The organism is Streptomyces sp. SAS_272 (assembly GCF_052543235.1).
Genome location: NZ_JBMNDR010000047.1, coordinates 39,842 through 63,487 on the forward strand (window position 1 = coordinate 39,842; position 23,646 = coordinate 63,487).

Annotated in this window: 21 protein-coding genes; 7 read left to right on the plus strand and 14 right to left on the minus strand. The window is 73.8% G+C overall.

Features of this window, described 5'->3' with window-relative positions; translation table 11 throughout:
* Window positions 1–43 precede the first annotated feature (43 nt).
* The 3 genes from ligD to ACN6LD_RS24940 are packed head-to-tail and all read right to left on the minus strand — an operon-like array spanning window position 44 to window position 3,199.
* Window positions 44–976 (minus strand): non-homologous end-joining DNA ligase, encoded by a 933-nt coding sequence (ligD, locus tag ACN6LD_RS24930; RefSeq protein WP_445044315.1) that lies wholly within the window; start codon window positions 974–976, stop codon window positions 44–46.
* Window positions 973–2,820 carry a transketolase gene (locus ACN6LD_RS24935; protein ID WP_445044316.1) on the minus strand — a complete coding sequence of 616 codons (1,848 nt, stop codon included), beginning with the start codon at window positions 2,818–2,820 and terminating at the stop codon, window positions 973–975. Before ACN6LD_RS24935 ends, ligD begins: the two co-directional genes overlap by 4 nt.
* Window positions 2,821–2,824: 4 nt before the next feature.
* Complete coding sequence (locus tag ACN6LD_RS24940) at window positions 2,825–3,199, minus strand: hypothetical protein (protein WP_445044317.1); 375 nt, start codon at window positions 3,197–3,199, stop codon at window positions 2,825–2,827.
* Window positions 3,200–3,428: 229 nt separating this feature from the next.
* Here ACN6LD_RS24940 and ACN6LD_RS24945 point away from each other — a divergent pair, with 229 nt between their 5' ends.
* Together ACN6LD_RS24945 and ACN6LD_RS24950 are read left to right on the plus strand one after the other, a co-directional pair.
* Window positions 3,429–4,382 carry a TIGR03557 family F420-dependent LLM class oxidoreductase gene (locus ACN6LD_RS24945; RefSeq protein ID WP_319192314.1) on the plus strand — a complete coding sequence of 318 codons (954 nt, stop codon included), beginning with the start codon at window positions 3,429–3,431 and terminating at the stop codon, window positions 4,380–4,382.
* A gap of 175 nt (window positions 4,383–4,557) precedes the next feature.
* Window positions 4,558–4,917 carry a DUF6204 family protein gene (locus ACN6LD_RS24950; protein WP_319192312.1) on the plus strand — a complete coding sequence of 120 codons (360 nt, stop codon included), beginning with the start codon at window positions 4,558–4,560 and terminating at the stop codon, window positions 4,915–4,917.
* Here the strand turns inward: ACN6LD_RS24950 and ACN6LD_RS24955 are convergent.
* The 6 genes from ACN6LD_RS24955 to ACN6LD_RS24980 all read right to left on the minus strand — a co-directional run bounded on the left by ACN6LD_RS24955 (window position 4,877) and on the right by ACN6LD_RS24980 (window position 10,867).
* Window positions 4,877–5,440, minus strand: a complete 564-nt coding sequence (locus ACN6LD_RS24955) for a GNAT family N-acetyltransferase (RefSeq protein WP_319192310.1) — start codon at window positions 5,438–5,440, stop codon at window positions 4,877–4,879. The genes ACN6LD_RS24950 and ACN6LD_RS24955 overlap by 41 nt on opposite strands.
* Before the next feature lie 20 nt (window positions 5,441–5,460).
* Window positions 5,461–5,712 (minus strand): LapA family protein, encoded by a 252-nt coding sequence (locus ACN6LD_RS24960; protein WP_319192308.1) that lies wholly within the window; start codon window positions 5,710–5,712, stop codon window positions 5,461–5,463.
* 68 nt (window positions 5,713–5,780) lie between these two features.
* Window positions 5,781–6,704, minus strand: a complete 924-nt coding sequence (locus ACN6LD_RS24965) for a S66 peptidase family protein (RefSeq protein WP_445044318.1) — start codon at window positions 6,702–6,704, stop codon at window positions 5,781–5,783.
* A complete protein-coding gene (locus tag ACN6LD_RS24970) occupies window positions 6,701–8,740 on the minus strand; it encodes a prolyl oligopeptidase family serine peptidase (protein WP_445044319.1) in 2,040 nt (679 codons plus the stop codon). The genes ACN6LD_RS24965 and ACN6LD_RS24970 overlap by 4 nt, the downstream gene beginning before the upstream one ends.
* Window positions 8,737–10,041, minus strand: a complete 1,305-nt coding sequence (locus ACN6LD_RS24975) for a M20/M25/M40 family metallo-hydrolase (RefSeq protein WP_319192303.1) — start codon at window positions 10,039–10,041, stop codon at window positions 8,737–8,739. Before ACN6LD_RS24975 ends, ACN6LD_RS24970 begins: the two co-directional genes overlap by 4 nt.
* Window positions 10,034–10,867 carry a M55 family metallopeptidase gene (locus ACN6LD_RS24980; protein WP_445044320.1) on the minus strand — a complete coding sequence of 278 codons (834 nt, stop codon included), beginning with the start codon at window positions 10,865–10,867 and terminating at the stop codon, window positions 10,034–10,036. The genes ACN6LD_RS24975 and ACN6LD_RS24980 overlap by 8 nt, the downstream gene beginning before the upstream one ends.
* 371 nt (window positions 10,868–11,238) lie before the next feature.
* Here ACN6LD_RS24980 and ACN6LD_RS24985 point away from each other — a divergent pair, with 371 nt between their 5' ends.
* Window positions 11,239–12,162, plus strand: coding sequence for a sigma factor (locus ACN6LD_RS24985; RefSeq protein ID WP_445044321.1), 924 nt, complete (start codon window positions 11,239–11,241; stop codon window positions 12,160–12,162).
* Between the two features lie 71 nt (window positions 12,163–12,233).
* Here ACN6LD_RS24985 and ACN6LD_RS24990 read toward each other — a convergent pair whose 3' ends face one another.
* The 4 genes from ACN6LD_RS24990 to ACN6LD_RS25005 all read right to left on the minus strand — a co-directional run bounded on the left by ACN6LD_RS24990 (window position 12,234) and on the right by ACN6LD_RS25005 (window position 17,159).
* Window positions 12,234–12,575 (minus strand): DoxX family protein, encoded by a 342-nt coding sequence (locus ACN6LD_RS24990; RefSeq protein ID WP_319192299.1) that lies wholly within the window; start codon window positions 12,573–12,575, stop codon window positions 12,234–12,236.
* A gap of 102 nt (window positions 12,576–12,677) precedes the next feature.
* Window positions 12,678–13,403 carry a class I SAM-dependent methyltransferase gene (locus ACN6LD_RS24995; RefSeq protein WP_445044322.1) on the minus strand — a complete coding sequence of 242 codons (726 nt, stop codon included), beginning with the start codon at window positions 13,401–13,403 and terminating at the stop codon, window positions 12,678–12,680.
* A gap of 204 nt (window positions 13,404–13,607) precedes the next feature.
* Window positions 13,608–16,130 (minus strand): SpoIIE family protein phosphatase, encoded by a 2,523-nt coding sequence (locus ACN6LD_RS25000; protein ID WP_445044323.1) that lies wholly within the window; start codon window positions 16,128–16,130, stop codon window positions 13,608–13,610.
* A 585-nt stretch (window positions 16,131–16,715) separates the two neighbouring features.
* On the minus strand, window positions 16,716–17,159 hold the full coding sequence (locus ACN6LD_RS25005; protein ID WP_319190365.1) for an SRPBCC family protein: 444 nt from the start codon (window positions 17,157–17,159) through the stop codon (window positions 16,716–16,718).
* Window positions 17,160–17,359: 200 nt separating this feature from the next.
* Here ACN6LD_RS25005 and ACN6LD_RS25010 point away from each other — a divergent pair, with 200 nt between their 5' ends.
* From ACN6LD_RS25010 to ACN6LD_RS25020, 3 genes are all read left to right on the plus strand, one after another.
* Window positions 17,360–18,403, plus strand: coding sequence for an Rv2578c family radical SAM protein (locus ACN6LD_RS25010; protein ID WP_319190367.1), 1,044 nt, complete (start codon window positions 17,360–17,362; stop codon window positions 18,401–18,403).
* Window positions 18,404–18,538: 135 nt separating this feature from the next.
* Complete coding sequence (locus tag ACN6LD_RS25015; RefSeq protein ID WP_445044324.1) at window positions 18,539–20,116, plus strand: alpha/beta hydrolase; 1,578 nt, start codon at window positions 18,539–18,541, stop codon at window positions 20,114–20,116.
* Window positions 20,117–20,306: 190 nt separating this feature from the next.
* Window positions 20,307–20,822, plus strand: a complete 516-nt coding sequence (locus ACN6LD_RS25020) for a GNAT family N-acetyltransferase (RefSeq protein ID WP_445044331.1) — start codon at window positions 20,307–20,309, stop codon at window positions 20,820–20,822.
* 43 nt (window positions 20,823–20,865) lie between these two features.
* Here ACN6LD_RS25020 and ACN6LD_RS25025 read toward each other — a convergent pair whose 3' ends face one another.
* A complete protein-coding gene (locus ACN6LD_RS25025; protein WP_445044325.1) occupies window positions 20,866–21,441 on the minus strand; it encodes an adenylosuccinate lyase in 576 nt (191 codons plus the stop codon).
* A 386-nt stretch (window positions 21,442–21,827) separates the two neighbouring features.
* Here ACN6LD_RS25025 and ACN6LD_RS25030 point away from each other — a divergent pair, with 386 nt between their 5' ends.
* A complete protein-coding gene (locus tag ACN6LD_RS25030; protein ID WP_445044326.1) occupies window positions 21,828–23,633 on the plus strand; it encodes a 3-hydroxyacyl-CoA dehydrogenase family protein in 1,806 nt (601 codons plus the stop codon).
* Window positions 23,634–23,646 lie beyond the last annotated feature (13 nt).

The window sequence follows — 23,646 nt, forward strand, 5'->3', positions numbered from 1 at the left end:
CCACCTCTCCCTCCGGGTGGCCGGAACTCCCTTGGCCAAACCTTCACGAGCCCCGCAGTGCGTCGAGGCGGCGTCGGGCCGGGCCCAGCGCGCGCCCCCGTCCCGACGTCCCGGACCAGGGCCGCGTGCGGGCCTGCTCGACGGCGTCGGCGATGGTCCAGCGGCGCGGGCCGAGATCGGGATCGTCGAGCTGCCCCCAGCTGATCGGCGTGGCGACGGGCGCCCCCGGCAGCGCGCGCACCGTGTAGGGGGCGACGGCGGTCTGCGCGTACCCGTTGCGCTGGACGTCCAGGTAGAGCCGCTCCCCGCGGTCCTTCTTGCGGGCTGCCGTGGTCAGCCGGTCGGGATGCTCGGCGGCGAGGAGTGCGGCGACGTCCCGGGCGAATGCGCGGACCTCGTCGAAATCGTCCTGCCCGTCGACCGGGACCACGACGTGGAGCCCGCGCGAGCCCGTCGTCATCAGGTCGGCGGGCAACCGCAGCTCGCCGAGGAGTTCACGCAGCAGGCCGGCCGTCTCGCGGACGGCTGCGAAGCGGGAGCCGTCCGCCGGGTCGAGGTCGAAGACCATCAGATCGGGGCGGTCGGCCCGGTCGGACCGGGACAGCCAGCGGTGCAGGGTGACACAGGCCTGGTCGGCGAGGAACGCCAGCGTGGCTGCGTCGTCGCACACGGTGTGACAGACCGTGCCGCCCTCCTTCGCCAGCTCCACCCGCGTGATCCATTCGGGGTAGTGCTCCGGCGTGTTCTTCTGCATGAACTGCGGCCCCTCGACGCCGTCCGGATGCCGTTCCAGCATCAGGGGGCGGCCGCGCAGCTGCGGCAGCATGAACGGGGCGACCTCCCGGTAGTAGTCGACGAGGTCGCCCTTCGTGTACTCCTTCGCGTCCCCGCCGCCCGGGAAGAGGATCTTGTCCGGCCGGTGCACCTCCAGGGTCCGGCGGCCGGCGCGCACCGTGTGCACCCGGTCGCCGCTCACGGCGTGATCGCCTGCTCCACCAGCAGCCGTGCGGACGCGGCGATCGACTCCGCGTCGATGCCGGCGGCGTGCAGCTGCTCCGCCGGGGTCGCCGACCCGGGCATCGTCCGGACGGCGAGACGCACCAGGCGGGGCACCGGGCGGCCGTCGAGGAAGGCGTCGAGGACCGCGTCGCCGAGGCCGCCCTGCGGGTGGTGGTCCTCCACGGTCAGCAGGCAGCCGGTCTCCTCGGCGGCGCGCCGCAGCGTGGCCCGGTCGACGGGTTTGACGGAGTACAGGTCGACGACCCGGACCGCGATGCCCTCGCCGTCGAGCGCCTCGGCGGCCTTCAGCGCCTCGTGCACGGTGACGCCCGCCGCGACGATCGTCATCCGGTCGCGCTCCGAGGAGCGCAGCACCTTGCTGCCGCCGACCGGGAACTCCTCGTCCGGCCCGTAGAGAACCGGTGCGGCGCCGCGCGAGGTGCGCAGGTAGCGCACGCCGTCCAGGCCCGCCATGGTGGCGACGAGCCGGGCGGTCTGGTTGGCGTCGCAGGGGTACAGCACGGTGGAACCGTGCACCGCCCGCAGCATCGCCAGGTCCTCGAGGCCCATCTGCGAGGGGCCGTCCTGCCCGATGGCGACCCCCGCGTGGGAGCCGACCAGGTTGACGCCGGAGCCGCTGACGGCTGCCATGCGGATGAAGTCGTGGGCGCGGCTCAGGAAGGCCGCGAACGTGGAGGCGTACGGCGTCCAGCCGCGCGCCGAGAGTCCGACCGCGGCGGCGACCAACTGCTGTTCGGCGATGTAGCACTCGAAGTAGCGGTCGGGATGTTCCTTGGCGAAGGCCTCGGCGCGGGTGGAGTCGCCGACCTCGCCGTCGAGGGCGACGACGTCCTCGCGGGCGGTGCCGAGGGCGGCGAGGGCCTTGCCGAAGGCGTCCCGGGTCGCCGCCTCCTCTCCCACCTGCCAGCGGGGCGGGTCCGGCTGTCCTGAGGGGACGGAGTGCAGCATCCGGGCGTCGGCCGGCTCATGCACACGGACCCGCAGGTCACGGATGCCGCCCAGCTCTTCGACGGCCTCGTCGGCGTCCGGCAGCGGCTTGCCGTGCATGCCTTCACGGTCCTCGACGGCGGCCACGCCGCGGCCCTTGAGGGTGCGTGCGAGGATCACGGTGGGCTGCCCGCTGGTGGAGGCCGCCTCGCCGTACGCGCGGTCGATCGCGTCCACGTCGTGACCGTCGACCTCGACCGTGTGCCAGCCGAAGGCCTGGAACCGGCGGGCGTAGGCGTTCAGGTCGTGGCCGTGCCGGGTGGGGCCGCGCTGACCGAGCCGGTTCACGTCCACGATCGCGGTGAGGTTGTCCAGGTGCTCGTGGCCCGCGTGCTCGGCGGCCTCCCACACCGAGCCCTCGGCGAGCTCGCTGTCCCCGCACAACACCCAGACGCGGTACCCGGTGCGCTCGAGCCGCTTCCCGGCGAGCGCGATGCCGACGCCGACCGGCAGGCCCTGGCCGAGCGATCCGGTGGCCGTCTCCACCCACGGCAGCCGCTGCGGGGTGGGGTGCCCCTCGAGCCGGCTGCCGAGCTTCCGGAAGGTCAGCAGTTCCTCGTCGTCGACGGCCCCGGCGGCCTTGTAGGCGGAGTACAGCAGCGGGGAGGCGTGGCCCTTGGAGAGGACGAAGCGGTCGTTGCCGGGGTGGGCCGGGCGGTCGAAGTCGTAGCGGAGGTGGTGGGCGAGAAGGACGGCCATCAGGTCCGCGGCCGACATCGAGGACGTCGGGTGCCCGGATCCCGCGGCGGCGGACGCGCGCACACTGTCCACCCTCAACTGCTGTCCGAGTTCGACGAGTTCGGCGGTTTCCATCGGGTCAGCGGTCTCCTTCCGCGCGGTCGTCGCGCTGGGCGGCCCCGGGAACGGGCTGGTTCTTCGCGGGCTCCCCGCCGGGCTGGTTCTTCGCGGGCTCCCCGCCGGGCTGGTTCTTCGCGGGCTCCTCGGCGGGCTCGCCGTCGCGGCCGTCGTGCGACGTCCTCGCCGGTCCGGGACTGTGCTGTCCCACCTCGGGCGTCGGCGCGTCGATCGACTGGGAGCCGTCCTCCGGCGAGGACCGGTCCCGGGCGGATCCGGCGTCTCCGTCCCCGTGCCGCCCCACTTCGGGCGTGGGCGCGGTGATCGACTGGGAATCGTCCTCCGGGGAGGGACGCAGCTCGCCGGACTCGGTGGTCGCCTGATTCTGGTCGTTCACGTCGTTCCCCTCATCGTTGTCGTCGGGCCGCCCGGCGCCCGGCGAAGCCGACGCCGGCGAGCACGATGCGCAGTGGGCTCACAGCAGGCCTCCGGCGGTGTCCGGGCGGGTGTCGTACGAGGGTTTCCGCGTCCCCCGGGCAGGGGCGGCCAAACGTGCGCCGGTTTCGTGTCCGGGCCCCGGGTACCCGGGCGGCGTCAGCGGACCATCAGTCGCGGAGGTACCCCCCATGGCCGAGTACGGCTACTTCCTGGCCTGCGAGGAGTTCGACCCTGCGGAACTCGTCGAGCAGGCGCGCATGGCCGAGCAGGCCGGATTCCAGGCGCTGTGGATCTCCGACCACTACCACCCGTGGAACGACGCGCAGGGCCGGAGCCCGTTCGTGTGGTCGGTGATCGGCGCGCTGTCGGAGGCGGTGTCGCTGCCGATCGAGACGGCCGTGACCTGTCCGACGGTCCGGATGCATCCGGCGGTGGTGGCGCAGGCCGCCGCCACGGCCGCGGTGATGACGAACGGCCGCTTCCGTCTCGGCGTCGGCTCGGGCGAGGCGCTGAACGAGCACATCCTCGGCGACGCCTGGCCGCCCGCGAACGTGCGCCTGGACATGCTGGAGGAGGCGGTCCAGGTGATGCGCCGGCTGTTCACCGGCGAGGAGGTCAGCCACTACGGACCCCACTACACGGTGGAGAACGCCCGTCTGTACACGGTCCCCGACGAGCCGGTCCCCATCGACGTCTCCGGATTCGGCCCGAAGGCGACCTCCCTCGCGTCCCGGGTGGGCGACGGCTACATCACGATGATGCCGGACGGGCCGATGGTCGAGCAGTTCCGCAAGGGCGGCGGGGGCGCCAAGCTCGTCAGCGGTGGCACGAAGGTCTGTTACGGCACGGATCGCGCCGAAGCCGTCCGCACGGTACGCCGGCTGTGGTCGAACCAGCTGCTGCCCGGCGAGATGGCCCAGATCCTGCCCACGCCGAGCCACTTCGAGCAGCTGGATCCGCTGGTCAGCGAGGAGATGGTCGGCGAGAACACGGTCTGCGGCGACGACCCCGACGAGCACCTCGCCGCCCTCACGGCCTTCTGTGACGCCGGCTTCGACCGCGTCTACGTCGGCCAGATCGGCCCCGACCAGCGCGGCTTCTTCGACTTCTACCGCACCAAGGTGCTTGCGAATCTGCCGTGAGCGGACCGGACGGACGGCGCCGGTTTCCTTGGACGGACACCCGGACCGGCGAGGCCGCCGGGGTGGCCGACGCCGCCCGGCCGCCCCGGAAATTCCGGGTGGGCGGCGGCCCCGCGCCCGTAGAGTCGCTCCTTCGACGGCGTCGACGGCTCGACGCATGCGTGAAGGAGCGGCAGTGAGTGAGCAGCACACCTATCGGGTGATCGTCCGGGGCACGTGGGACGGCCTGCGTGAGGAGGACCGCGCCCGGCTGATCGCCGGGGCGGCCGACCACGGGCTGACGAGCATGCGGTTCACCGAGGAGGGCACGCTGACCTACGAGTCGTCGCCGCTGAAGCACTTCTCGATGCGTTACGTGGTGGTGTCGGACGCGGCGGACGGCGACGAGATGGCGGGCGCGCTCGCCGAGGAGCGCGCGGAGACGGCGCTGCGGGAACTCGGTTACGGATTCACCGGGCTGCGGTCGACGGTCACGGACCTCGACACCATGAAGATCAACCAGAAGTCGGCGGCACGGTCCGCGGCCCGGCGGTGATCGCCCACCGCTCGTGATCGCGCCACTCCCCGTCGATGTGGATCATCTCCGGGGAGAATCCCTCCAGTCGGAAGCCGCAGGCGCGGGCGAGGGCGATCGAGGCGGCGTTGCCCGGCTGCACGTTGATCTCCAGCCGGTGCAGCCGCAGCGGTCCGAACGCATACTGCACCACCAGGCCGAGCGCCTCGCGCATCAGCCCCCGTCCGGCCGCGTGCGCGAACGCGCCGTAGCCCAGTGCGCCGCTCTGGAACGCGCCTTCGACGATGTTGTTGACGTTGACGAACCCGGCGATGGCGTCGTCCTCCCGGGTGCACACCAGGAAGCCGGCCTTGGACGGATCCTCGATGAGCCGGCCCGCGTAGGCCGTATAGGCGTCGGCGGTGGCGGGCGGGAACAGCCACGGGTGGTGCAGGTCCTTGCTCTCCCGCGCGCGGGAGGTGAACTCCGGTCCGTCCTCATAGGCGAAGTGGCGTATCCCCACGCGGGGGCCCTCGGCGAGGTAGCGCGATGCGGTGTGCGGCATCGAGCCAGCCTACGACCGGGTCACCTCCGCCGGGTCCGGGAGTAGGCGAAGTACGACCCGCACAGCGCGCCGACCACCGCTGTGGCCAGCAGGGCCGCCCACAGCGGCATGGTCACCACGGGGACGAGCAGCCGGATCTCCGTCGCCTGGGTGTTCTCGAAGATGAAGACCAGGGCGAGGACGGCGAGCACCAGGACGGCGATCCGGCCTGGCGTCATCGTCGTCCCCCGGCTCCCGGAGGTCCTGGCGGTCTTCGAGGTCTTCGGGCTCATGGGACCAGGGTCGGCCCGGCGGCCCGCTCCCGCGCGGTGAGGGCAGCCCTTCGGGTGACGCGGCGAGGTCAGCGCAGGGCGGGCGCGTCGAGGGTGAGCGTGCCCTCGTCGGCGTCGAGCTCGGCGCTCACGCCGAAGGGCACGGTCAGTGCTCCCTCGCAGTGCCCGAACCCGAGCTCCTCGACGACGGGGACGCCCAGACCGCCGAGCCGGTCGGCGAGGACCGGACGGAGTTCCTGGTAGGGGCCGCACCGGTCCCAGGAGCCGAGGGCGACGCCCGCGACGCCGTCCAGCCATCCCGTGCGCAGCAGCTGGGTGAGGGCCCGGTCGACGCTGTACGGCGGCTCACCCACGTCCTCGAGCAGGAGCAGCCCGCCGCGGGCGCCGGCCCGGGTGTGCGGGGTGCCGTACCCGGTGGCGAGCAGCATCAGGCAGCCGCCCAGGGTGACGCCCCGCGCCCGCCCCGGGGCGAGGGCGGAGCCGGCGGCGCCGACCACGCGGACGCTTTCGGGGGCGAAGAGGGTGGCCCTCAGATGGTCCTGCGCCCGGGCGTTCTTGATGAAGTCGACGCCCGCGGCCACCGGCCCGTACAGCGTCACGAGGCCCAGCCGGACGGCGAACGCCTCGTGCAGGGTGGTGCTGTCGCTGAAGCCGACGAACACCTTGGGGCCGGCGGCCCGCATCGCGTCCCAGTCGAGCAGGTCGACGACGCGCTGGGCGCCGTAGCCGCCGCGTGCGCACAGCACCGCGTCGACGGCGGGATCGCACCAGGCTCGCTGGAGGTCGGCGGCCCGGTCGGCGTCGGTGCCCGCGAGGTGCGGCAGGGCGCGATGCCGGTCCAGCACATGGGGGGCGACGACGGGGTCGAGGTCCCAGCCTCGCAGCAGGTCGAGACCGGCCTGCAGCCGTTCCTCCGCCACCGGCCCGCTGGGGGCGACGACCGCGACCCGGGCGCCGGAGGCGAGACGGGAGGGCCGTACGAGTTCCTTCACGGTGCGAGCTCCAGCCTGGGGACGCCGGGCGGGTGCAGCCCGAACACCTGAGCGTACAGCGAGAGCTCGGCCTCCAGGGCGCGCACCGTCGTGGCGGCCTGCCGGAACCCGTGCCCCTCTCCCGCGAACGTGAGGTAGGCGTGCGGCACGCGCCGCCCCGCCGGCCGGTCCAGGAACCGCTCGCACTGGGCGGGCGGGCAGATCACGTCGTCCAGGCCCTGCAGCAGCAGGAACGGCACGGTGATCCGGTCGGCGTGCTCGACGGGCGAGCGCTCCGCGTACCGGGCGGGCGTCTCGGCGAGCGGTCCGATCAGGGAGTCCGGGTAGTGCGACTCGAAGTCGTGGGTTCCGCCCGTCGCCCACCCCACGAGGTCCAGCACGGGGTAGCGGATGACGCCGCAGGCGTAGACGCCGCCGCGGATCAGCGACACGGCGGCGGTCCAGCCGCCCGCGCTGCCGCCGCGGATCGCCAGCCGTGCCCGGTCCGCGAGGCCCTCCTCGGCGAGGGCCAGGGCGACGGCCGCGCAGTCCTCGACGTCGACGACGCCCCACTGCTCGCGCAGCCGCTCCCGGTACTCCCGCCCGTACCCGGTGGAGCCGCCGTAGTCGACCTCGGCGACCCCGATGCCTCGGGAGGTGAAGTAGGCGATCTCCAGATCCAGCACGAGCGGCGTGCGGTCGGTCGGCCCGCCGTGCGCCCACACCACGTACGGCGGCAGCTCGTCGTCGGGGCCGACGACGCCGGGGTGGCGGGGCGGGTGGACGTACGCGTGGACGTCGCGCCCGCCGGGCCCGGCGAAGGTCCGCACCCGGGGCTCGGGATAGTGGGCGGGGTCCACCGGATCGTGGTGCGCTGCGCCCACGACGCGTGAACGGCCGGTGCGGGCGTCGATCTCCACCACCTCGTATCCGCTGCGCGGGCTCGCCGCGACGGCCACGACGCGGTCACCGCGCACCGCCAGGGTGGGCGCGAACTCGGTCCACGGGCCGGCCGCGTCGGCGAGCTCGCCGGTCTGCGGGTCGAGGATCCCGAGAGCCGTGGTCCCCCGGCCGTGCACGACGGCGATCAGCCCGTCGTCGAGCGGCGCGAACCAGCGCAGTCCGGGCTTCCACAGGGCTCCGCCGAACTCCTCCTGCCGCGGGCACAGCGGCTCGTGGTCGCGGTACAGGTTCCACCAGCCGCTGCGGTCGCTGACGTACAGCAGACGATCGTCCGCCGGCGGTCCCCCCTCGCCCGCCGTCCCGGCCCTGCCGTCCGCCGCCGGCGCCCAGTCGACCTGCGCGACGGACTCCCGCGGGCCGCCCGCCGCGACCCGGGCCGCGCCCAGGGCGCCGTCCGGTGTGACGTCGGCGACCAGGACCTCCGTGCCCTCCCAGGGCATCCGTGGATGGTCCCAGGCCAGCCAGGCGGCCCGGCGGCCGTCCCTGGTCAGCCGCGGGCCGGTGACGAACCGGCGGCGGTCGTCGGTGAGTTCGCGCACTGCCGCGCGGTCGTCGGCGGCCGAGCCGTCCAGCGGCACGGCCGCGAGCACCCGGCGCACATCGCCGGGCCCCTCACCGGTGAACTCCTCGAGCACGCACCAGACTTCGTCCCGGCCGAGCAGCAACTGCGGCTCCGCCCAGCGCAGCCCGCCGCCCACCGTCGAGACGGGGGTGAGCGGCCTCGGCGCGCCGCCGGAGCCGGGCTCGTGCGCGTACAGCCGCTGGTCGGCGAAGTGCGCGAACACCACCAGGACCTCGTCGCCGCGCACCGCGGCCGCCCAGGGCTGCCCGCCGTACTCGACGACCCGGCTGCGCACGTTCCAGGGCGGCGGCAGCACCGACTCCTGCGCACCATCCGCGCGTCGCCGGACGAGGGTGCGGCGGCCGTTCTCGGCCGGCCTGGGCGCGGTCCACCACACCTCGTCGCCGACGAAGCCCACGTACTCGGGGCGGCCGTCGTGTGCGGCCGCGAGGGCCGCGTCGACGGGCGACGGCCAGGACCCGTAGGGCAGTACCCGCGCCTCGCCTTCCGTGGCGCCCACGACGCGGTTCACGCCGTCCGCAGGAGCCGGTCGAGGACGCGGACGCCGAAGTGCAGCGCGTCGACCGGGACCCGTTCGTCCACCCCGTGGAAGAGGGCCTGGTAGTCGAAGCCGGGCGGCAGCCTCAGCGGGGCGAAGCCGTAGCCGGTGATGCCGAGCCGCGAGAACTGCTTGGCGTCCGTGCCGCCGGACATGCAGTACGGCACCACGTACCCCTCGGGCGCGAACTCCTGCACCGCGGCCCGCATCCGGGCGAAGAGCGGCGCGTCCACCGGTGCCTGGAGCGCGACTTCGCGGTGCGCGAACTCCCAGTCGACGTCGGGTCCGGTGAGGGCGTCGAGCGTCGCCCGGAACTCCTCCTCACCGCCGGGGAGATACCGTCCGTCGACGTACCCGACGGCCGTTCCCGGGATCACGTTGAGCTTGTAACCGGCGTCCAGCATGGTCGGGTTGGCGCTGTTGCGCACGGTGGCCTCGACGAGGGCGGCGGCCGGGCCGAGCTTCTCCAGCAGGCCGTCGACGTCGCTCAGGTCGGTCTCGATGCCGTACAGCGCGGCGAGTTCGGTGAGCGCTGCGCGGACCGTCGGGGTGAGCCGCAGCGGCCACTCGTGCTCGCCGATCCGGGTGACGGCCGCGGCCAGCCGGGTCACCGCGTTCTCCCGGTTGACCTTGGAGCCGTGTCCGGCGCGCCCGTGCGCGGTGAGCTTCAGCCAGCCGGTGCCCCGCTCGCCCGCCCCGACAGGGTAGATCTGGCGTCCGGCGCCGTCGTGGAAGGTGAACGCCCCGGATTCGCCGATGGCCTCGGCGCAGCCCTCGAACAGCTCCGGATGCCGGTCGGCGAGGAACCCGGAGCCGTCCACGGCGCTGGCCTCCTCGTCGGCGGTGAAGGCGACGACCAGGTCGCGCCGGGGCCGCACACCCTGCCGGGACCAGGCCCGCAGCACGGCGAGGATCATCGCGTCCATGTTCTTCATGTCGACCGCGCCGCGGCCCCACACGACACCGTCGCGCACCTCGCCGGAGAAGGGGTGCACGCTCCACTCGGCGGCCTCGGCCGGGACGACGTCCAGGTGGCCGTGGACGAGCAGGGCGTCCGCGCGGGGGTCGGAGCCCTCGATCCGGGCCACCACGTTGGTGCGGCCCGGCGTGCGTTCGAGCAGTGCCGGCTCGACGCCCGTCTCGGCGAGCAGCGCGGCCGCGTACTCGGCGGCGGGCCGTTCCCGGCAGTCGCCGCCGCCCCGGTTGCCGGTGTCGAAGCGGATGAGGTCGGAGGTGAAGCGGACGACCTCGTCCAGGGCGCGTGCGTCAGCCATACTGCTCCTCGATCGCGGCCGAGACGATCGTGGTGACCGCCTTGAAGGTGCGGATGCCCTCGTACATGGTGCCGCTGGTGTACGCGACCTTGCGCTCCCCGGTGCGGGCGACGCCGGGCACGACGGTGGCCGCCATCGCCAGGTGCTCGGCGTCGAACTCCACGGCGACGGTGAACGGGCCTGCGGCCACCGGCTCCTGACGGACCGCCAGCCGGGCCGCCGCCTTCGCCGCCGCCCGGATGTCGGCCGCGGTGCGGGCCGGGGTGCGGCACACGGCCGCGTATCGCGAGACATGGTCCTTGACCGCGACCTTCAGCGCCCCGGGCGCGTAGCCGAGCGCGTCCTCGCAGGCCACGTCGTCGCCGGTGACGAGGACGACCGGCACGCCGTACTCGGCGGCCACCCGTGCGTTGAGCAGCCCCTCACTGGCCCGCACGTCGTCGAGCCAGACGCCGGTGATGGAGTTGGCGAGGTAGGTGTGGGCGAGGACGCCCTCCATCCCGGCGCCCGCGTGGTAGCCCACGAACGCGATGCCGTCGACGTCCCCGTGCTGGACGCCCTCCACCATGGACAGCGACTTGTGCCGCCCGGTGAGCATCTGCGCCCGCTCGTCGAGCTGCTCCAGGAGCAGGTTGCGCATGGTCCAGTGGGCCTCGTTGACCAGGACCTCGTCGGCTCCGCCGGTGAAGAACCCCAGCACGGCGGCGTTGACGTCGGAGGTGAACATCGTCCGGCACCGCTCCCACTGCGCGGTCCCCGGCAGCACGTCGGCGGGCCAGGTGACGCCGGTGGCGCCCTCCATGTCGGCACTGATCAGGATCTTCACGTCCGCGGCCCCCGTCCGGTCCAGGAAGTCCGAGCCTAGGACCTCTCCGGTCGATCACGGCGGAGAAAGGCCGCAACATCCGTCGACGCCGGTGACCGAGGCGCGGTGCCGCGCAGCCGGGGTGCGGCGCCGGGCGGCCGGGGTGCGGCGCCGGGCGGCCGGGGCGCGACGCCGATGACCGAGGCGCGGCGCCGGGCGGCCGGGGTGCGGTGCCGGTGACCGGGGCGCGGGAGGGCGTCGGCGCGACGAGGCCCCCGCCCGTGTGCGGCCGTTGGCACCACCGCACAGCGGCGTGCTGTGATCTCCGCGTACACATCCACACCGCGGTGACCGCGTGTCCGCGCCGCGGTGACCACGAGGGGGATCCGGTCATGACCGCACACACCACGCTGGCGGCGGAGCGTTTCGAGGCCGACCGGCCGCGGCTGCGCGCCGTCGCCCACCGGATGCTCGGCTCGCTCAGCGAGGCGGACGACGCCGTGCAGGAGACATGGCTGCGGGCGAGCCGGGCCGATGTCGGCGACGTGGCGAACCTCAGCGGGTGGCTGACCACGGTGGTGGGCCGGGTGGGCCTGAACATGCTGCGCTCCCGCGGGAGGCGTCCCGAGACGCCGCTCGACGCCGAGAGCGCCGACACCGCCGGGTTCGCCGCTGCTGCGGCGGAGGCCGGCGACCCCGAGGAGGAGGCGCTCCTCGCCGACGCGGTCGGGGTGGCGCTCCTCGTCGTCCTGGACACGCTGGCCCCGGCCGAGCGGCTGGCGTTCGTCCTGCACGACCTGTTCTCCGTGCCGTTCGACGACATCGCCCCGCTGATCGAGCGCACCCCGGCCGCCACCCGCCAGCTGACCGGGCGGGCCCGCCGCCGCGTCCGGGGCGGCGGTGCTCCCGCCGCCGACCGGGCCAGGCAGCGCGAGGTCGTCGAGGCCTTCCTCGCCGCCACCCGGGGCGGCGACTTCGAGGCGCTCCTGGCGCTGCTGCACCCGGACGTGGTCCTCACCGCCGACCGGTTCGTGATCCCGACGCCCGGCCCGGTCGGCGTGAGCGGCGCCCGCCCGGTGGCCGAGGGCGCGATGGCGGCGACCGGCCGGGCCCGGTTCACCGGCCCCGCCCTGCTGGACGGCACGGTGGGCCTTGTCATGGCGCCGCGCGGAAGGCTGCGGCTCGCGCTCGTCTTCACGTTCGCGGAAGGCGGCATCACCGCGATCGACGTGGTGGCGGACCGTGAGCGGCTGGCCGGGATCGACGTGACGGTGCTCGACGCCGCGCCGGCCCACACCGCCGGACCCGACGACTGACGCACAGGCGAGGGGCGGCCGTGACGCACAGGCGAGGGGCGGCCGGGTCCTGCGGCCGCCCCTTCGCCCGGTCAGAACGCCAGGATCAGCGAGGCGGCCGCCGGCGCCGCGTACAGCAGCGGGAACGGCACGTGCGAGAACCAGCGCGCACGCAGCACGGTGACCGCCGCCCCCAGGAAGTACAGGACGAGGCCGATCGCGGCGGCCGGGCCGACCACGGGCACGAACAGTCCGGCCAGCAGACCGACCGCTCCGGCGGCCTTGGCCGCGCCGAGCCAGGGTCCCCAGGCGCGCGGCACTCCGTAGTCGGCCAGCGGCTTCAGCACCCACTCGGCTCCCAGGAGGACCGAGGCGGCCGAGAAGCCCGCCATGGCTGCGGCGACGACGGTGACGACGACATAGGCAGTGGACATTTCAACAGCTCCTCTTGGGGGTTTCCGTGTGCTCCTCACCCCCCTGACACCGCCCGCGGCGCAGATGTGACCGCACGAGAGGCCGCTGCCGTATGACGACGGTCACATGCTCCGGGCGGCCACCAGCCATCTGGACGGCAGCTCGATCCTGACGCCGTCGGCCGTGAACTCGGTGGTGATGAGAGGCAGTTCGCCCGACGCGAGCACCATGAGCCCGGCGTCCCGCAGATGGACGGGCACCGCGTCGTCGGCGACCTCGCCGGGGGCGATGCCGTGCCGGAGCACGGGCGCGAGCTTCGGCGGCGGACCGGACGGACTCTGCGCCAGCGCGCCGAGGACGGGACGCGCGGCCTCCGACAGCTCGACGAGGAAGATCCGGCCGCGCTCCCCCGCCAGCGCGGCGATGCCGTCCACCAGTGGCTGCCGGTCGGCGGCCTCGCACTGGTGCAGGACGCCCCGCACATAGACGTTGGCGTCCCCGAGTTCGGCGTGCAGCGCCTCGGCCGCGCCCTTCTCGGCCGCGTCCAGCTCCCGGTACACGGCCCTTCCGGCGGGGTCGGCGCGCCGTGCGTGGTCGAGGGCGGCCGCGGACAGGTCGGCGCCGATCACCCGCGGGAAACGGTCCGCGAAGTACCTGGTCTGGGTGCCGTTGCCGCAGCCGAGATCCACCAACGCCAGTTCCGGATCGGCGAGATGGGGCTCGTAGAGGGCGAGGTGGCGCGCGGCGGTGACCTTCGGGTCCGCGTCCCAGAACACACCGCCCGGCTCGTCCGGGGCCTCCCGCCAGAAGCCCTCCCACGCCTGCCGGTACCGACTCGCCACGCTCATGCCCAACTCCCCTGGGTGCACAGCCGATCCGCCGTAAGCGACGGGCGAGTACGGTCTACCGTCCTGCGCTCGCCGCGACAAGCACGGTGCGTGTTCCTTCACGCCGCGTTCGCGATCCACGATGCGTGGCGCGCCCCCGCCTCGCCTCCGTCCCCGGCCCCGGCCCCGGCCCCGGCCCCGGCCCCGGCGCGAGGCTGCGGGGTGTCAGCGCCGCGGCAGCGCCAGTTCGAACCACACGGACTTGCCCGTGCGCGTACGGCTGGCGCCCCACTCGCGGGCCAGGGTGCTCACCACGCGCAGTCCCCGCCCGACCTCGTCGCCGGGACCGGCGCTCAGCAGGGTGGGCAGCTCGTGATCGTCGTCGTCGACCTCGCACAGCAGGGTGTCGCCGCGGACCAGGCGCACGGCCACGGGGCTGCGGCGGGAGTGCCGTAGGGCGTTGGTGACGAGCTCGCTCACCATCAGCTCGGCGGGGCCGGCCGACTCGCCGAGCCCCCAGGCGTGCAGTTGCTCACGGACCGCCGCCCGCGCCCGGCCGACCTCGGCCGGGTCCAGGGGGAAGCGCCGTTCGGCGACGTCCTGCGGCGCGATGCCGCCGAGCCGGGCCATCAGCAGGGCGACGTCGTCCTTGCGGCCGCCCCGGGTGTTCAGGGCGCGGATGATGGTGTCGCAGGCGTCGTCCATCGACGCGGCAGGATGGGCCGCGGACTCGCACAGGGTCGCCAGACCGACGCCGATGTCCTCGCCCCGCATCTCCACGAGCCCGTCGGTGCACATCACCAGCCGGTCGCCCGGCGCCACGGGCACCCGCACCGCCTCGAAGGGCACGCCGCCGACGCCGATGGGCGCGCCGGTGGGGAGTTCGAGGAGTTCGCTGCGGCCGTCGGCGGCGCGCACCAGCACGGGCGGGATGTGACCCGCGTTCGCGAGGTGCAGTTCGCCTGCGATCGGGTCGTACACCGCGTAGAGGCAGGTCGCCAGATAGCCGTCGCCGAGCCGCTGGGCCAGGTCGTCGAGGTTGCGCAGCAGTTGCGCGGGCGGCAGGTCCAGGGCGGCCATCGTCTGCACGGCGGTGCGCAACTGTCCCATCATGGCAGCCGAGTTGAGGCCGTGGCCCATGACGTCGCCGACGACGAGGGCGGTGCGGGCGCCGTGCAGTTTCACCGCGTCGAACCAGTCGCCGCCGATCCGCCCCAGCAGGGTCCCCGGCAGATAGCGGGTGGCGATGTCGCATCCCGCCATCCTGCGCGGGATGTGCGGCAGCATGCTGTCCTGGAGGGTCTCGGCGACGGACTCCTGATAGGTGTACATGCGGGCGTTGTCGAGCACGAGGCCCGCGCGGGCGGCTAGTTCGGCGCCGGTGACCCGGTCCATGTCGTTGAACTCGACGCGCTCGGGGTGGCGCAGCAGGATCATGAAACCGAGGACGACGTTGCGGGCCTTCAGCGGGACGACCAGCATGGAACGGCCGGTGATGAGGGGCCGGATGTCGCGCTTGTCGAACTGCGACGCGATGGCATGGCCCAGTTGCTCGTCGATCCGCGGCACGAGGACCGGCTCGCCCGTGGTCATGCACTGGAAGAACGGGGTGTGCGCGGGGAACGGCATGGCCTCGCCGACGGGCACGACGTCGTCCCAGCGGCCGGGTTCGTCGGTGTGCTCGAGGGCGACCCGGTGCCACATGGTGGTCGTGTCCGGCACGCCGTCGGGGAAGCCCTCGCCGGCGACGACCTGTTCGCGCAGATAGGTGCCGGCCACGTCGGTGAAGCGCGGCACCACGGCTCTGCTGACCTCGACGACGGTGCGGGAGAGGTCGAGGGAGGTGCCGATCCGCCCGCTGACCTCGTTGAGGAACTCCAGCCGCTCACGGACGGCGACGTACTCGAGGTCGTCGCCCTCGTCGGCGAGCTGGTCGGGTATCGGCAGCCCCTCGGCGGCGGCGCGGGCGGCGTGCTCGCGCCGCTCTCTGCGCTCGACGCGCCGGGCCACCCCCCAGTCGGGGGTCACGGGCACCCGGTCGTTGTGGCTGAACTCCAGCACGGGATAGCCGAGTTCGAGGATCTGACCGACGATGCGGGCGCTCTCGCCGACACTCATGCTGGGCAGGATCTCGGGCAGCCGGCGGGCGAGTTCCTCCGCGCCGGGGAAGTCGGTGTGCACGGCGAAGCCGGGCGCGACGCGTTCCACGGCCAGGGCGTCCGCCGGTTCCTCCTGGCGCAGGACCGCCGCGTCGGCGGCCAGCACCAGCAGCCGTTCCGTCCCCGGTCCGACCAGCGGGTAGGCCCACCAGAGGACGTCGACGCGGTCCCGCTCCGGCACGGTCAACCGGGCCCGTCCGGCCGCCGGGTAGCCGAGTCCGCGGTCCAGGGAGGAGTCCAGTCCGGGCCCGAGGCCGTCGTAGGCGCCGTACTCGCTGTAGGCGCCGCCCGGGAAGTCGTCGTAGAGGAGGTCGTCGCCGGGGTCGGGGAGCGCGCCGGCGACGGGCAGCAGATCGATCGCCGGACGGCCGATCGCCTCGTCCTTGCCGACGCCGAAGAGCCGGCGTGCGCCGCTGCTCCAGTGGGAGACGAGACCTTCGCGGTCCACCACGACCACGGCCAGCGGGACCCGCCCGGCGTCGGCGGACGGGTCGCCCTGCGCCCGTAGGGGCGCACGGCCCGCGCGGTCCGCCGCCTCACCGCCGGTTCCGCGGCTGAAAGGCGCGTCCCTCTCGGTGCCACGGTCCATGGCCCAGGCCCTCTCTCCCCAGAGCTGTGCAAGATCTGTCCCGCAGCACCACCGTACGGCCACGCCGGTGGGCATGTGCGGCAATGACGGAATTGGTTTCCCCCCGGGTGCGCCGGGGTACACCGCAGGTCGCGCGGCCGATCGGGGTGGGTCTCGGTCCTCGTGGCCGAGCCGCGGATCACGTTCCGTGCGGCCTCCGTCGGCCCGGGAGGACGCCGGCGACCGGCGGGTGGGACCGGCGACGGCGACGGTGCACCCGCCGCAGGAGAGGCCGACGAAGCGGAACGGGCCGTCGCCTTCTGTGGTGAGCGTGTCCACGACGATCCCGGCCGCGTCCGGCAGGTTCACGCGCGCCCCAGGCGGGCCGGGCCGGCCGATCCTGTGCAGGGGGCGCGGGGACCGGCTCGCCCTTCGCCGGAGCGGTCCCGCTCACGCGCCGCTCCCCTCGTCGCGCCTGCCGCACGGCTGCCGCGGGAAGCGACGGCCACGGACAGGCGCGACGGTCACGGCGCCGTCCCGGTCACGAGGGAGAATCACGCGAACCGGTGACCGTCGTCGACGTGCGGGGAGCGCGCGCGTGTCGGGCTACTTCTCGACCTCGGCGGCGAGGTTGGCGAGGATCGCGTCGTAGATGCGGCCGAGGCCCTTGGGGGCGAAGGTCCGCTCGAAGAAGCCGCCGATGCCGCCGGCGCCGTCCCAGGTGGTGGTGACCACCACGCGGGACCTGCCCTCGCCGGCCGGGGTGACGCGCCAGACGGTGACCATCGAGGAGTTGCGGTCCTTCTCGACGAGCTCGCCGTCGGTCGGTTCGGCGACCTCCAGGAGGCAGTCGCGCACACGCTTGCTGGTGGCCTGGAGTTTCCAGTGGACGAGGGTGCCCTCGCCGTCGCCGCCCTCGCGCACCTCGTACTCGCTGAAGTGCTCGGGCAGCAGCTTCGCGCGCGCGCCGCTGTAGTCGGCGATCGTGTCGAACACCTTCTCCGGGTCTGCCGCGACGACCCGCTCGGTGGTGGCCTCGACCTGCGCCATGGGGTTCCTCCAGGTCCGTGTTGCTCAAGGGTGCTCAGGGTTCCTCGACTTCGGGCCAAGCCAACCACCCCGGTCCTCGGCCGCCCAAATCGGGGGTCCGGCAGCGATCGCGGGGCGATCGAAAAGGGCCGCCGAACGCCCCTCGCACGATCATGGGAACACATGTTCTATTGTGGGGGCAGTGCTACCGAGGAGGCGTCATGCGCTGGGAGAACCTCACCGTGGAGACCCGTCACGACCGGCCGGCCGACGCCGCGCTGTTCGGAGCGGACGCGGTCACGACCAGGACGTTCGACACGCCCGAGTTCGCCGGCATCACCTTTCACGAGATCCGGGCCCGCTCGATCCTCAACCGGGTGCCGGGCGCCTCCCGGATGCCGTTCGAGTGGACGGTGAACCCCTACCGGGGCTGCACACACGCGTGCGTGTACTGCTTCGCCCGCAAGACGCACGGCTATCTCGACCTCGACTCCGGGATCGACTTCGACACCCAGATCGTCGTCAAGGTCAACGCTCCGCAGCTGCTGCGCCGCCAGCTGGCCTCGCCCCGCTGGCACGGCGAGCACGTGGCGATGGGCACGAACGTCGACTGCTACCAGCGCGCGGAGGGCCGCTACCGGCTGATGCCGGGCATCCTGGCCGCCCTGCGCGACCGGGCGAACCCCTACTCGATCCTGACCAAGGGCACCCTGATCCTGCGTGACCTGGACCTGCTCCGGCAGTCCGCCGAGGTCACCGAGGTCGGGGTCTCGGTCTCGGTCGGCTTCACCGACACCGAGCTGTGGCGCACGGTCGAGCCGGGCACACCGGCGCCGGGGCGGCGTCTGGACGTGGTGCGCACCCTCACCGAGCACGGCATCGGCTGCGGAGTGCTGATGGCGCCCGTGATCCCGTTCCTCAGCGACGAACCGGCCCAACTGCGCGCCACCGTACGCGCGATCGCGGCCTCCGGGGCCACCTCCGTCACCCCGCTCGCGCTGCACCTGCGCCCCGGCGCCCGCGAGTGGTTCATGGCCTGGCTCGGGCAGCACCACCCCCACCTGGTGCGCCGCTACGAACGGCTGTACGCGGACGGCGCCTACGCCCCGAAGTGGTACCAGCGGCGGATCACCCGCCAGGTCCACGAGCTGGCCGAGGAGTACGGCATCGGACCCACGCGCGCGGGGATGCCCCGCCGGATCCCGCAGCCCGGACCGGCCGAGGAGCCCACCGGCTCCGGACCCACCCAACTGACCCTGATCTGAGCGCGTTCGAGCGCATCCGGCGACCCGAACGGGTGGGCCGACGCCGGAACAGGTTCATCGAGGCGGACTTTCCGGGACGATCCGGCAGGGGCCGTGACCTGCGCGGTCCGACCACCTCCGTCCTGGGAGCACTCCATGAACCCACGCGCAGCCGCGCTGTGCGCCGCCGTCGCCGTCGTGGCCGCGACCCTCACGGCCGTGCCCGCCGGCGCGAGCCCTTCACACCCTTCCGCGCCCGCTCCCGCGGCGAAGCTCGCCTGGAAGGGCTGCGCCACCACCGACCAGCCCAGGCTCCAGTGCGCCTCGCTGAAGGTGCCGCTCGACCACGCGCGGCCCGGCGGGAAACAGATCACGCTGGCGCTGTCCCGCGTCCCGCACACCGCGAAGACGTACCAGGGGCCGCTGCTGGTCAACCCGGGCGGCCCCGGCGGCCGGGGACTGAGTCTCGCCGGCTTCGTCGCCTCGGCGCTGCCGAAGGCGGTGTCGGCGCAGTACGACGTCATCGGCTTCGACCCGCGCGGGGTGGGCCGGAGCACGCCGGCCCTGAACTGCCGACCGGGCCACTTCGCCGCCGTCCGACCGGACTCGGTGCCGCTCACCGAGGCGATCGAGCAGGCCAACCTGACGCGCGCCCGGTCCTTCGCCGAGGCCTGCGCCGCGAAGTACGCCGACCTGCTGCCGTACATCGACACGCTCGGCGCGGTACAGGACATGGACGCGATCCGCGCGGCGGTGGGCGCGCCGCGGCTGAACTACTTCGGCTACTCGTACGGCACCTACCTCGGCGCGGTGTACGCCAGGCTGTACCCGGAGCGGGTGCGGCGGCTGGTCCTGGACTCGATCGTCGACCCCACCGGCGTCTGGTACGAGGACAACCTCACGCAGGACCTCGCCTTCAACGACCGCCATCGCGCCCTGATGGCCTGGATCGCCAAGCACGACACGGCCTACCGGCTGGGCTCCGACCCCGCCGAGGTCGAGACGAAGTGGTACGCGATGCGGGCGGCCCTGGGCAAGAAGCCGGCCGAGGGCACGGTCGGCGCCTCGGAGCTGGAGGACACCTTCCTGCCCGGCGGCTACTACAACGGCTACTGGCCCCACCTGGCCGAGGCGTTCGCCGCCTACGTCAAGGACGGCAAGACCGGCCCGCTGGTCAAGGCGTACAAGAACCTCGCGGCCGTCGACGCCGCCGGGGACAACGGCTACAGCGTCTACACCTCGGTGCAGTGCCGTGACGCCTCCTGGCCGGGCGACTGGGACCAGTGGCGCTCGGACAACTGGTCGGCCTACGCCAAGGCGCCCTTCATGACGTGGAACAACGCCTGGTACAACGCCCCGTGCGCGTTCTGGCCGACCCGGCCGCGCGGCCCGGTGAACGTGACCAACGGCTCGCTGCCGCCGGTCCTGCTGTTCCAGGCGACGGACGACGCGGCCACCCCGTTCGAGGGCGGCGCGACGGTCCACGCGCTGCTGCGCGGCTCCAGCCTGGTGGTCGAGGACGGCGGCCAGAACCACGGCATCACGCTGAGCGGCAACGCCTGCCTGGACAAGCACCTCGCGGCGTACCTGACCGACGGCACGGTGCCGCGCGGGAGCGGCGAGGCCGACGCGGTATGCGCTGCGCAGCCCGACCCCGAGCCCCTGGGCTCGAAGGTCACGCAGTCGTCGGCCCGCGGCTCCACCCTGCACGGGCTGCTGGGCTTCCGCGGCTGAGCGGTCCGCCCGACCCGTCGGGGGCGTGGCCCGACCCGTGGTCCACCATGAAGGCATGAGCGAACCCACGAGGACGCCCACCCCCGACGCGGTCGCCCCGGCGGCGCCCGCCGGGCCGGTCCGTCCCGAGTACTGGACGCGGGCCGAGACGTCGGCGGCGGTGGGCCGCGCCCCGATCGCCGTACGGGACATGGGGCCCGGCGACGTCGACCGGGTGTCCGAGATCCGGGTGCGCGGCTGGCAGACCGCCTACCGGGGGCTGCTCCCCGATTCCCACCTGGACGCGCTGAGCGTCGCCGAGGACGCCGAGCAGCGCCGCGCCCTCTTCGCGCGGAGCGACCCCACGGTGGTGAACCTGGTGGCCGAACAGGGCGGCGCGGTGGTCGGCTGGGCCGCCCACGGTCCCTACCGCGACGGCGAAGTGCGCACGGCCGACGCGGAGTTGTACGCGATCTACGTGGACCCAGGACACCTCGGCAGGGGCGTCGGACGCGCCCTGCTCCAGGAGTCGGTGCGACGGTCCGGCGCCCTCGGGCGGCCCCGCATGTACCTCTGGGTGCTCAAGGGGAACGTCGCGGCCCGCCGCTTCTACGAGCGCGCGGGGTTCGGGGCGGACGGCGCCGAGGAGGCCTTCGAGGTGGACGGGGTCGCGGCGCCCGAGGTGCGCTACCGCGCGGACCTCCCGCCCGGCCCCGGCCGCGGCTGACCCGCCCGCGCCGCCGGAATTCGCCGGGTCCGGTTCCGTGTGCTCACCGCTGCCGGGGGATCCGCGCCAGGGCGTGCACGGCCGCCTCCGCGAGGACCGGGTGGGCGAGCGCGTCGTTCAGCACCGGCCGGGCGCGGCCGTCGCCCAGGGCGCCGAGCCCCTCCACACAGGCGAGCGCCACCCGCCGGTGGGGGTCGTGCGGCCGCAGCCGCCGCCGCAGCGTCGTGATCAGCGCGGGCACGGACTCCGGTGCGCGCAGTTCCACCAGCAGCCGGACGGGCTGCAGGGCGTAGGCCACCCGCAGTTCGTTGGTGGCCAGGGCGGCGGCGGCACGGGCGGTGCGCGGGTCGTCGAGGCGGGCCAGCGCACGGGCGGCGGAGGCGCAGCGCGGCGGGTCCCGGTGATTGAGCAGCAGGACGAGCGCCTCGAAGGCCCGACGGTCCCCGGCCGCCGCCAGCCGGAACGCGGCCAGTTCGCGGGCCCACAGCGGCTGTCCCGGCTCGGTGAGCACCCCCGCCAGCGCGTCGTGGTCGGCGGTGGCGGTGAGCCGCTCGTAGAGTGCCGTGCCTCCCGACTCCCGCCGTAAGCGCTCCGTGAGCGATCGCAACTCTTCGTCCATGTCGCCGAGCCTAGGTGTTCGTCCCGGAAGGGAGGTGCATCACAGCCAAAGGGCTGGCGCGCTCGTTACCCACCGGTTAAGCTCATTCGAGCGAGTCACCCACTCGCAGCACCTCCTCGTGGCGGCCTGGTGACGCAGTCGCCGCGAGATGTCGGTTCGGTACCGCGTGGTACCGCTGTACGACCCGGCCACGGGACAGGGCCGGTCGGAACTCTCGTTCGTCATGGGGCGTGTGCACGCCCGCACTGACGACACCGGGCGTGTGCGCATGCAGCCCGGCACCACACCCGCACTCCTCTTTTCCGCACCCGGTGCGCCCGGCCTTCTCGAGGCCCCGGCGCACCGGGGGGCGTTCCCAGTCGTCACCTCATTCCTGGAGTCCCGCGATGGCCGCTCCCCTGTCCGACACCCCTCTGTCCCCGCTCCAGACGATCGCCGTCATCGGCCTCGGCACCATGGGCTCCGGCATCGCCGAGGTCCTGGCCACGGCCGGCCGCGACGTGATCGGCGTCGACATCAGCGAGGCCCAGACCGCGCGGGCCGTCGCCGCGCTGGAGGCCTCCACCGCCCGCTCCGTGCAGCGCGGGCGGCTCACCGAGCAGCAGCGCACGGACGTCCTGGCCAGGATCCGCGTCTGCACCGACCTGCGCAGCGCGGCCGACGCCGACCTCGTGATCGAGGTGGCGCCGGAGTCGTACGAGGTCAAGCAGCAGATCTTCCGCGAGCTGGACGGGATCGTGCGTCCCGGGACCATCCTCGCCACCGGCACCAACGCGCTCTCCGTGACCCGTCTCGCCGCCGACTCGGCTCACCCGGAGCGGGTGCTGGGCCTGCACTTCTTCAACCCCGCGCCGGCCATGAAGCTGGTCGAGGTCGTCTCCTCGGTGCTGACCGCCCCGGCGGCCGTCACCGCCGTCACCGACCTCGCGCTCGACCTGGGCAAGGAGCCCGTCGCGGTCGGCGACCGGCCCGGTTTCGTCGCCGACGGGCTGCTGTTCGGCTACCTCAACCAGGCCGCCGCGATGTACGAGGCCCGGTACGCCTCCCGAGAGGACATCGACGCGGCGATGCGCCTCGGCTGCGGCCTGCCGATGGGCCCGCTGGCACTGCTCGACCTGATCGGCGTCGACACCGCGCGTACGGTCCTGGAGGCCATGTACGCCGAGTCCCACGACCGGCTGCACGCCCCCGCGCCGATCCTCAAGCAGCTCAGCGAGGCCGGCCTGACGGGCCGTAAGTCGGGCCGCGGCTTCTACACCTACGAGGCGCCGGGCAGCGCGACGGTCGTCCCGGACGCGCTGACCCCGCTGTCGGGCGGGGCCGGGGCGGCGGGGCGTGCGGTCTCCTCGGTCGGCGTCGCCGGCTCCGGCACCATGGCCTCCGGCATCGCCGAGGTCTTCGCCAAGGCCGGTTACGACGTCGTCCTCGCCGCCCGCAGCGAGGAGAAGGCGCAGACCGCCAAGGCCCGGATCGGCAAGTCGCTCGCCCGCTCCGTCGACAAGGGCCGGCTGACCGCCGAGGCCGCCGCCCAGATCCTGGACCGGATCGCCCCGGCCGGGTCCTACGACGCGTTCGCCGACGTCGACCTGGCGCTGGAGGCGGTCGCCGAGGACCTCGAGGTCAAGCAGCAGCTCTTCGCGACGCTGGACAAGGTGTGCAAGCCCGGCGCGGTCCTCGCCACGACGACCTCCTCGCTGCCGGTGGTCGCCTGCGCCCGCGCCACCTCGCGCCCGCAGGACGTGATCGGGATGCACTTCTTCAACCCGGCGCCCGCGATGAAGCTGGTCGAGGTCGTGCGCACGGTGCTGACGGCCGAGGACGTCCACGCGACCGTCCGCGAGGTGTGCGGGCGCATCAAGAAGCACGCCGTCGACTGCGGGGACCGGGCGGGCTTCATCGTGAACGCGCTGCTCTTCCCGTACCTCAACAACGCGATCAAGATGGTGCAGGAGCACTACGCGACCCTGGACGACATCGACGCCGCCATGAAGCTGGGCGGCGGCTACCCGATGGGCCCCTTCGAACTGCTGGACGTGGTCGGACTCGACGTCTCCCTCGCCATCGAGAAGGTCCTGCACCGCGAGTTCCGCGACCCCGGGCTGGCGCCGGCGCCGCTGCTGGAGCACCTGGTGGCCGCGGGCTGCCTCGGCCGCAAGACCGGCCGCGGCTTCCGCGAATATGCCCGCCGCTGACGGCGCCGGCGAC

Excerpts from the sequence above, each read along its gene's own strand:
- ACN6LD_RS24995 (WP_445044322.1), bottom strand. The coding sequence starts at position 13,403 with ATGAGCGTGGCGAGTCGGTACCGGCAGGCGTGGGAGGGCTTCTGGCGG.
- ACN6LD_RS24990 (WP_319192299.1), bottom strand. The coding sequence starts at position 12,575 with ATGTCCACTGCCTATGTCGTCGTCACCGTCGTCGCCGCAGCCATGGCG.
- ACN6LD_RS24945 (WP_319192314.1), top strand. The coding sequence starts at position 3,429 with ATGGCCGAGTACGGCTACTTCCTGGCCTGCGAGGAGTTCGACCCTGCG.
- ACN6LD_RS24935 (WP_445044316.1), bottom strand. The coding sequence starts at position 2,820 with ATGGAAACCGCCGAACTCGTCGAACTCGGACAGCAGTTGAGGGTGGAC.
- ACN6LD_RS25000 (WP_445044323.1), bottom strand. The coding sequence starts at position 16,130 with ATGGACCGTGGCACCGAGAGGGACGCGCCTTTCAGCCGCGGAACCGGC.
- ACN6LD_RS24960 (WP_319192308.1), bottom strand. The coding sequence starts at position 5,712 with ATGAGCCCGAAGACCTCGAAGACCGCCAGGACCTCCGGGAGCCGGGGG.
- ACN6LD_RS25015 (WP_445044324.1), top strand. The coding sequence starts at position 18,539 with ATGAACCCACGCGCAGCCGCGCTGTGCGCCGCCGTCGCCGTCGTGGCC.
- ACN6LD_RS24985 (WP_445044321.1), top strand. The coding sequence starts at position 11,239 with ATGACCGCACACACCACGCTGGCGGCGGAGCGTTTCGAGGCCGACCGG.
- ACN6LD_RS24975 (WP_319192303.1), bottom strand. The coding sequence starts at position 10,041 with ATGGCTGACGCACGCGCCCTGGACGAGGTCGTCCGCTTCACCTCCGAC.
- ACN6LD_RS24955 (WP_319192310.1), bottom strand. The coding sequence starts at position 5,440 with ATGCCGCACACCGCATCGCGCTACCTCGCCGAGGGCCCCCGCGTGGGG.
- ACN6LD_RS25020 (WP_445044331.1), top strand. The coding sequence starts at position 20,307 with ATGGGGCCCGGCGACGTCGACCGGGTGTCCGAGATCCGGGTGCGCGGC.
- ACN6LD_RS25010 (WP_319190367.1), top strand. The coding sequence starts at position 17,360 with ATGCGCTGGGAGAACCTCACCGTGGAGACCCGTCACGACCGGCCGGCC.
- ACN6LD_RS25025 (WP_445044325.1), bottom strand. The coding sequence starts at position 21,441 with ATGGACGAAGAGTTGCGATCGCTCACGGAGCGCTTACGGCGGGAGTCG.
- ACN6LD_RS25030 (WP_445044326.1), top strand. The coding sequence starts at position 21,828 with ATGGCCGCTCCCCTGTCCGACACCCCTCTGTCCCCGCTCCAGACGATC.
- ACN6LD_RS25005 (WP_319190365.1), bottom strand. The coding sequence starts at position 17,159 with ATGGCGCAGGTCGAGGCCACCACCGAGCGGGTCGTCGCGGCAGACCCG.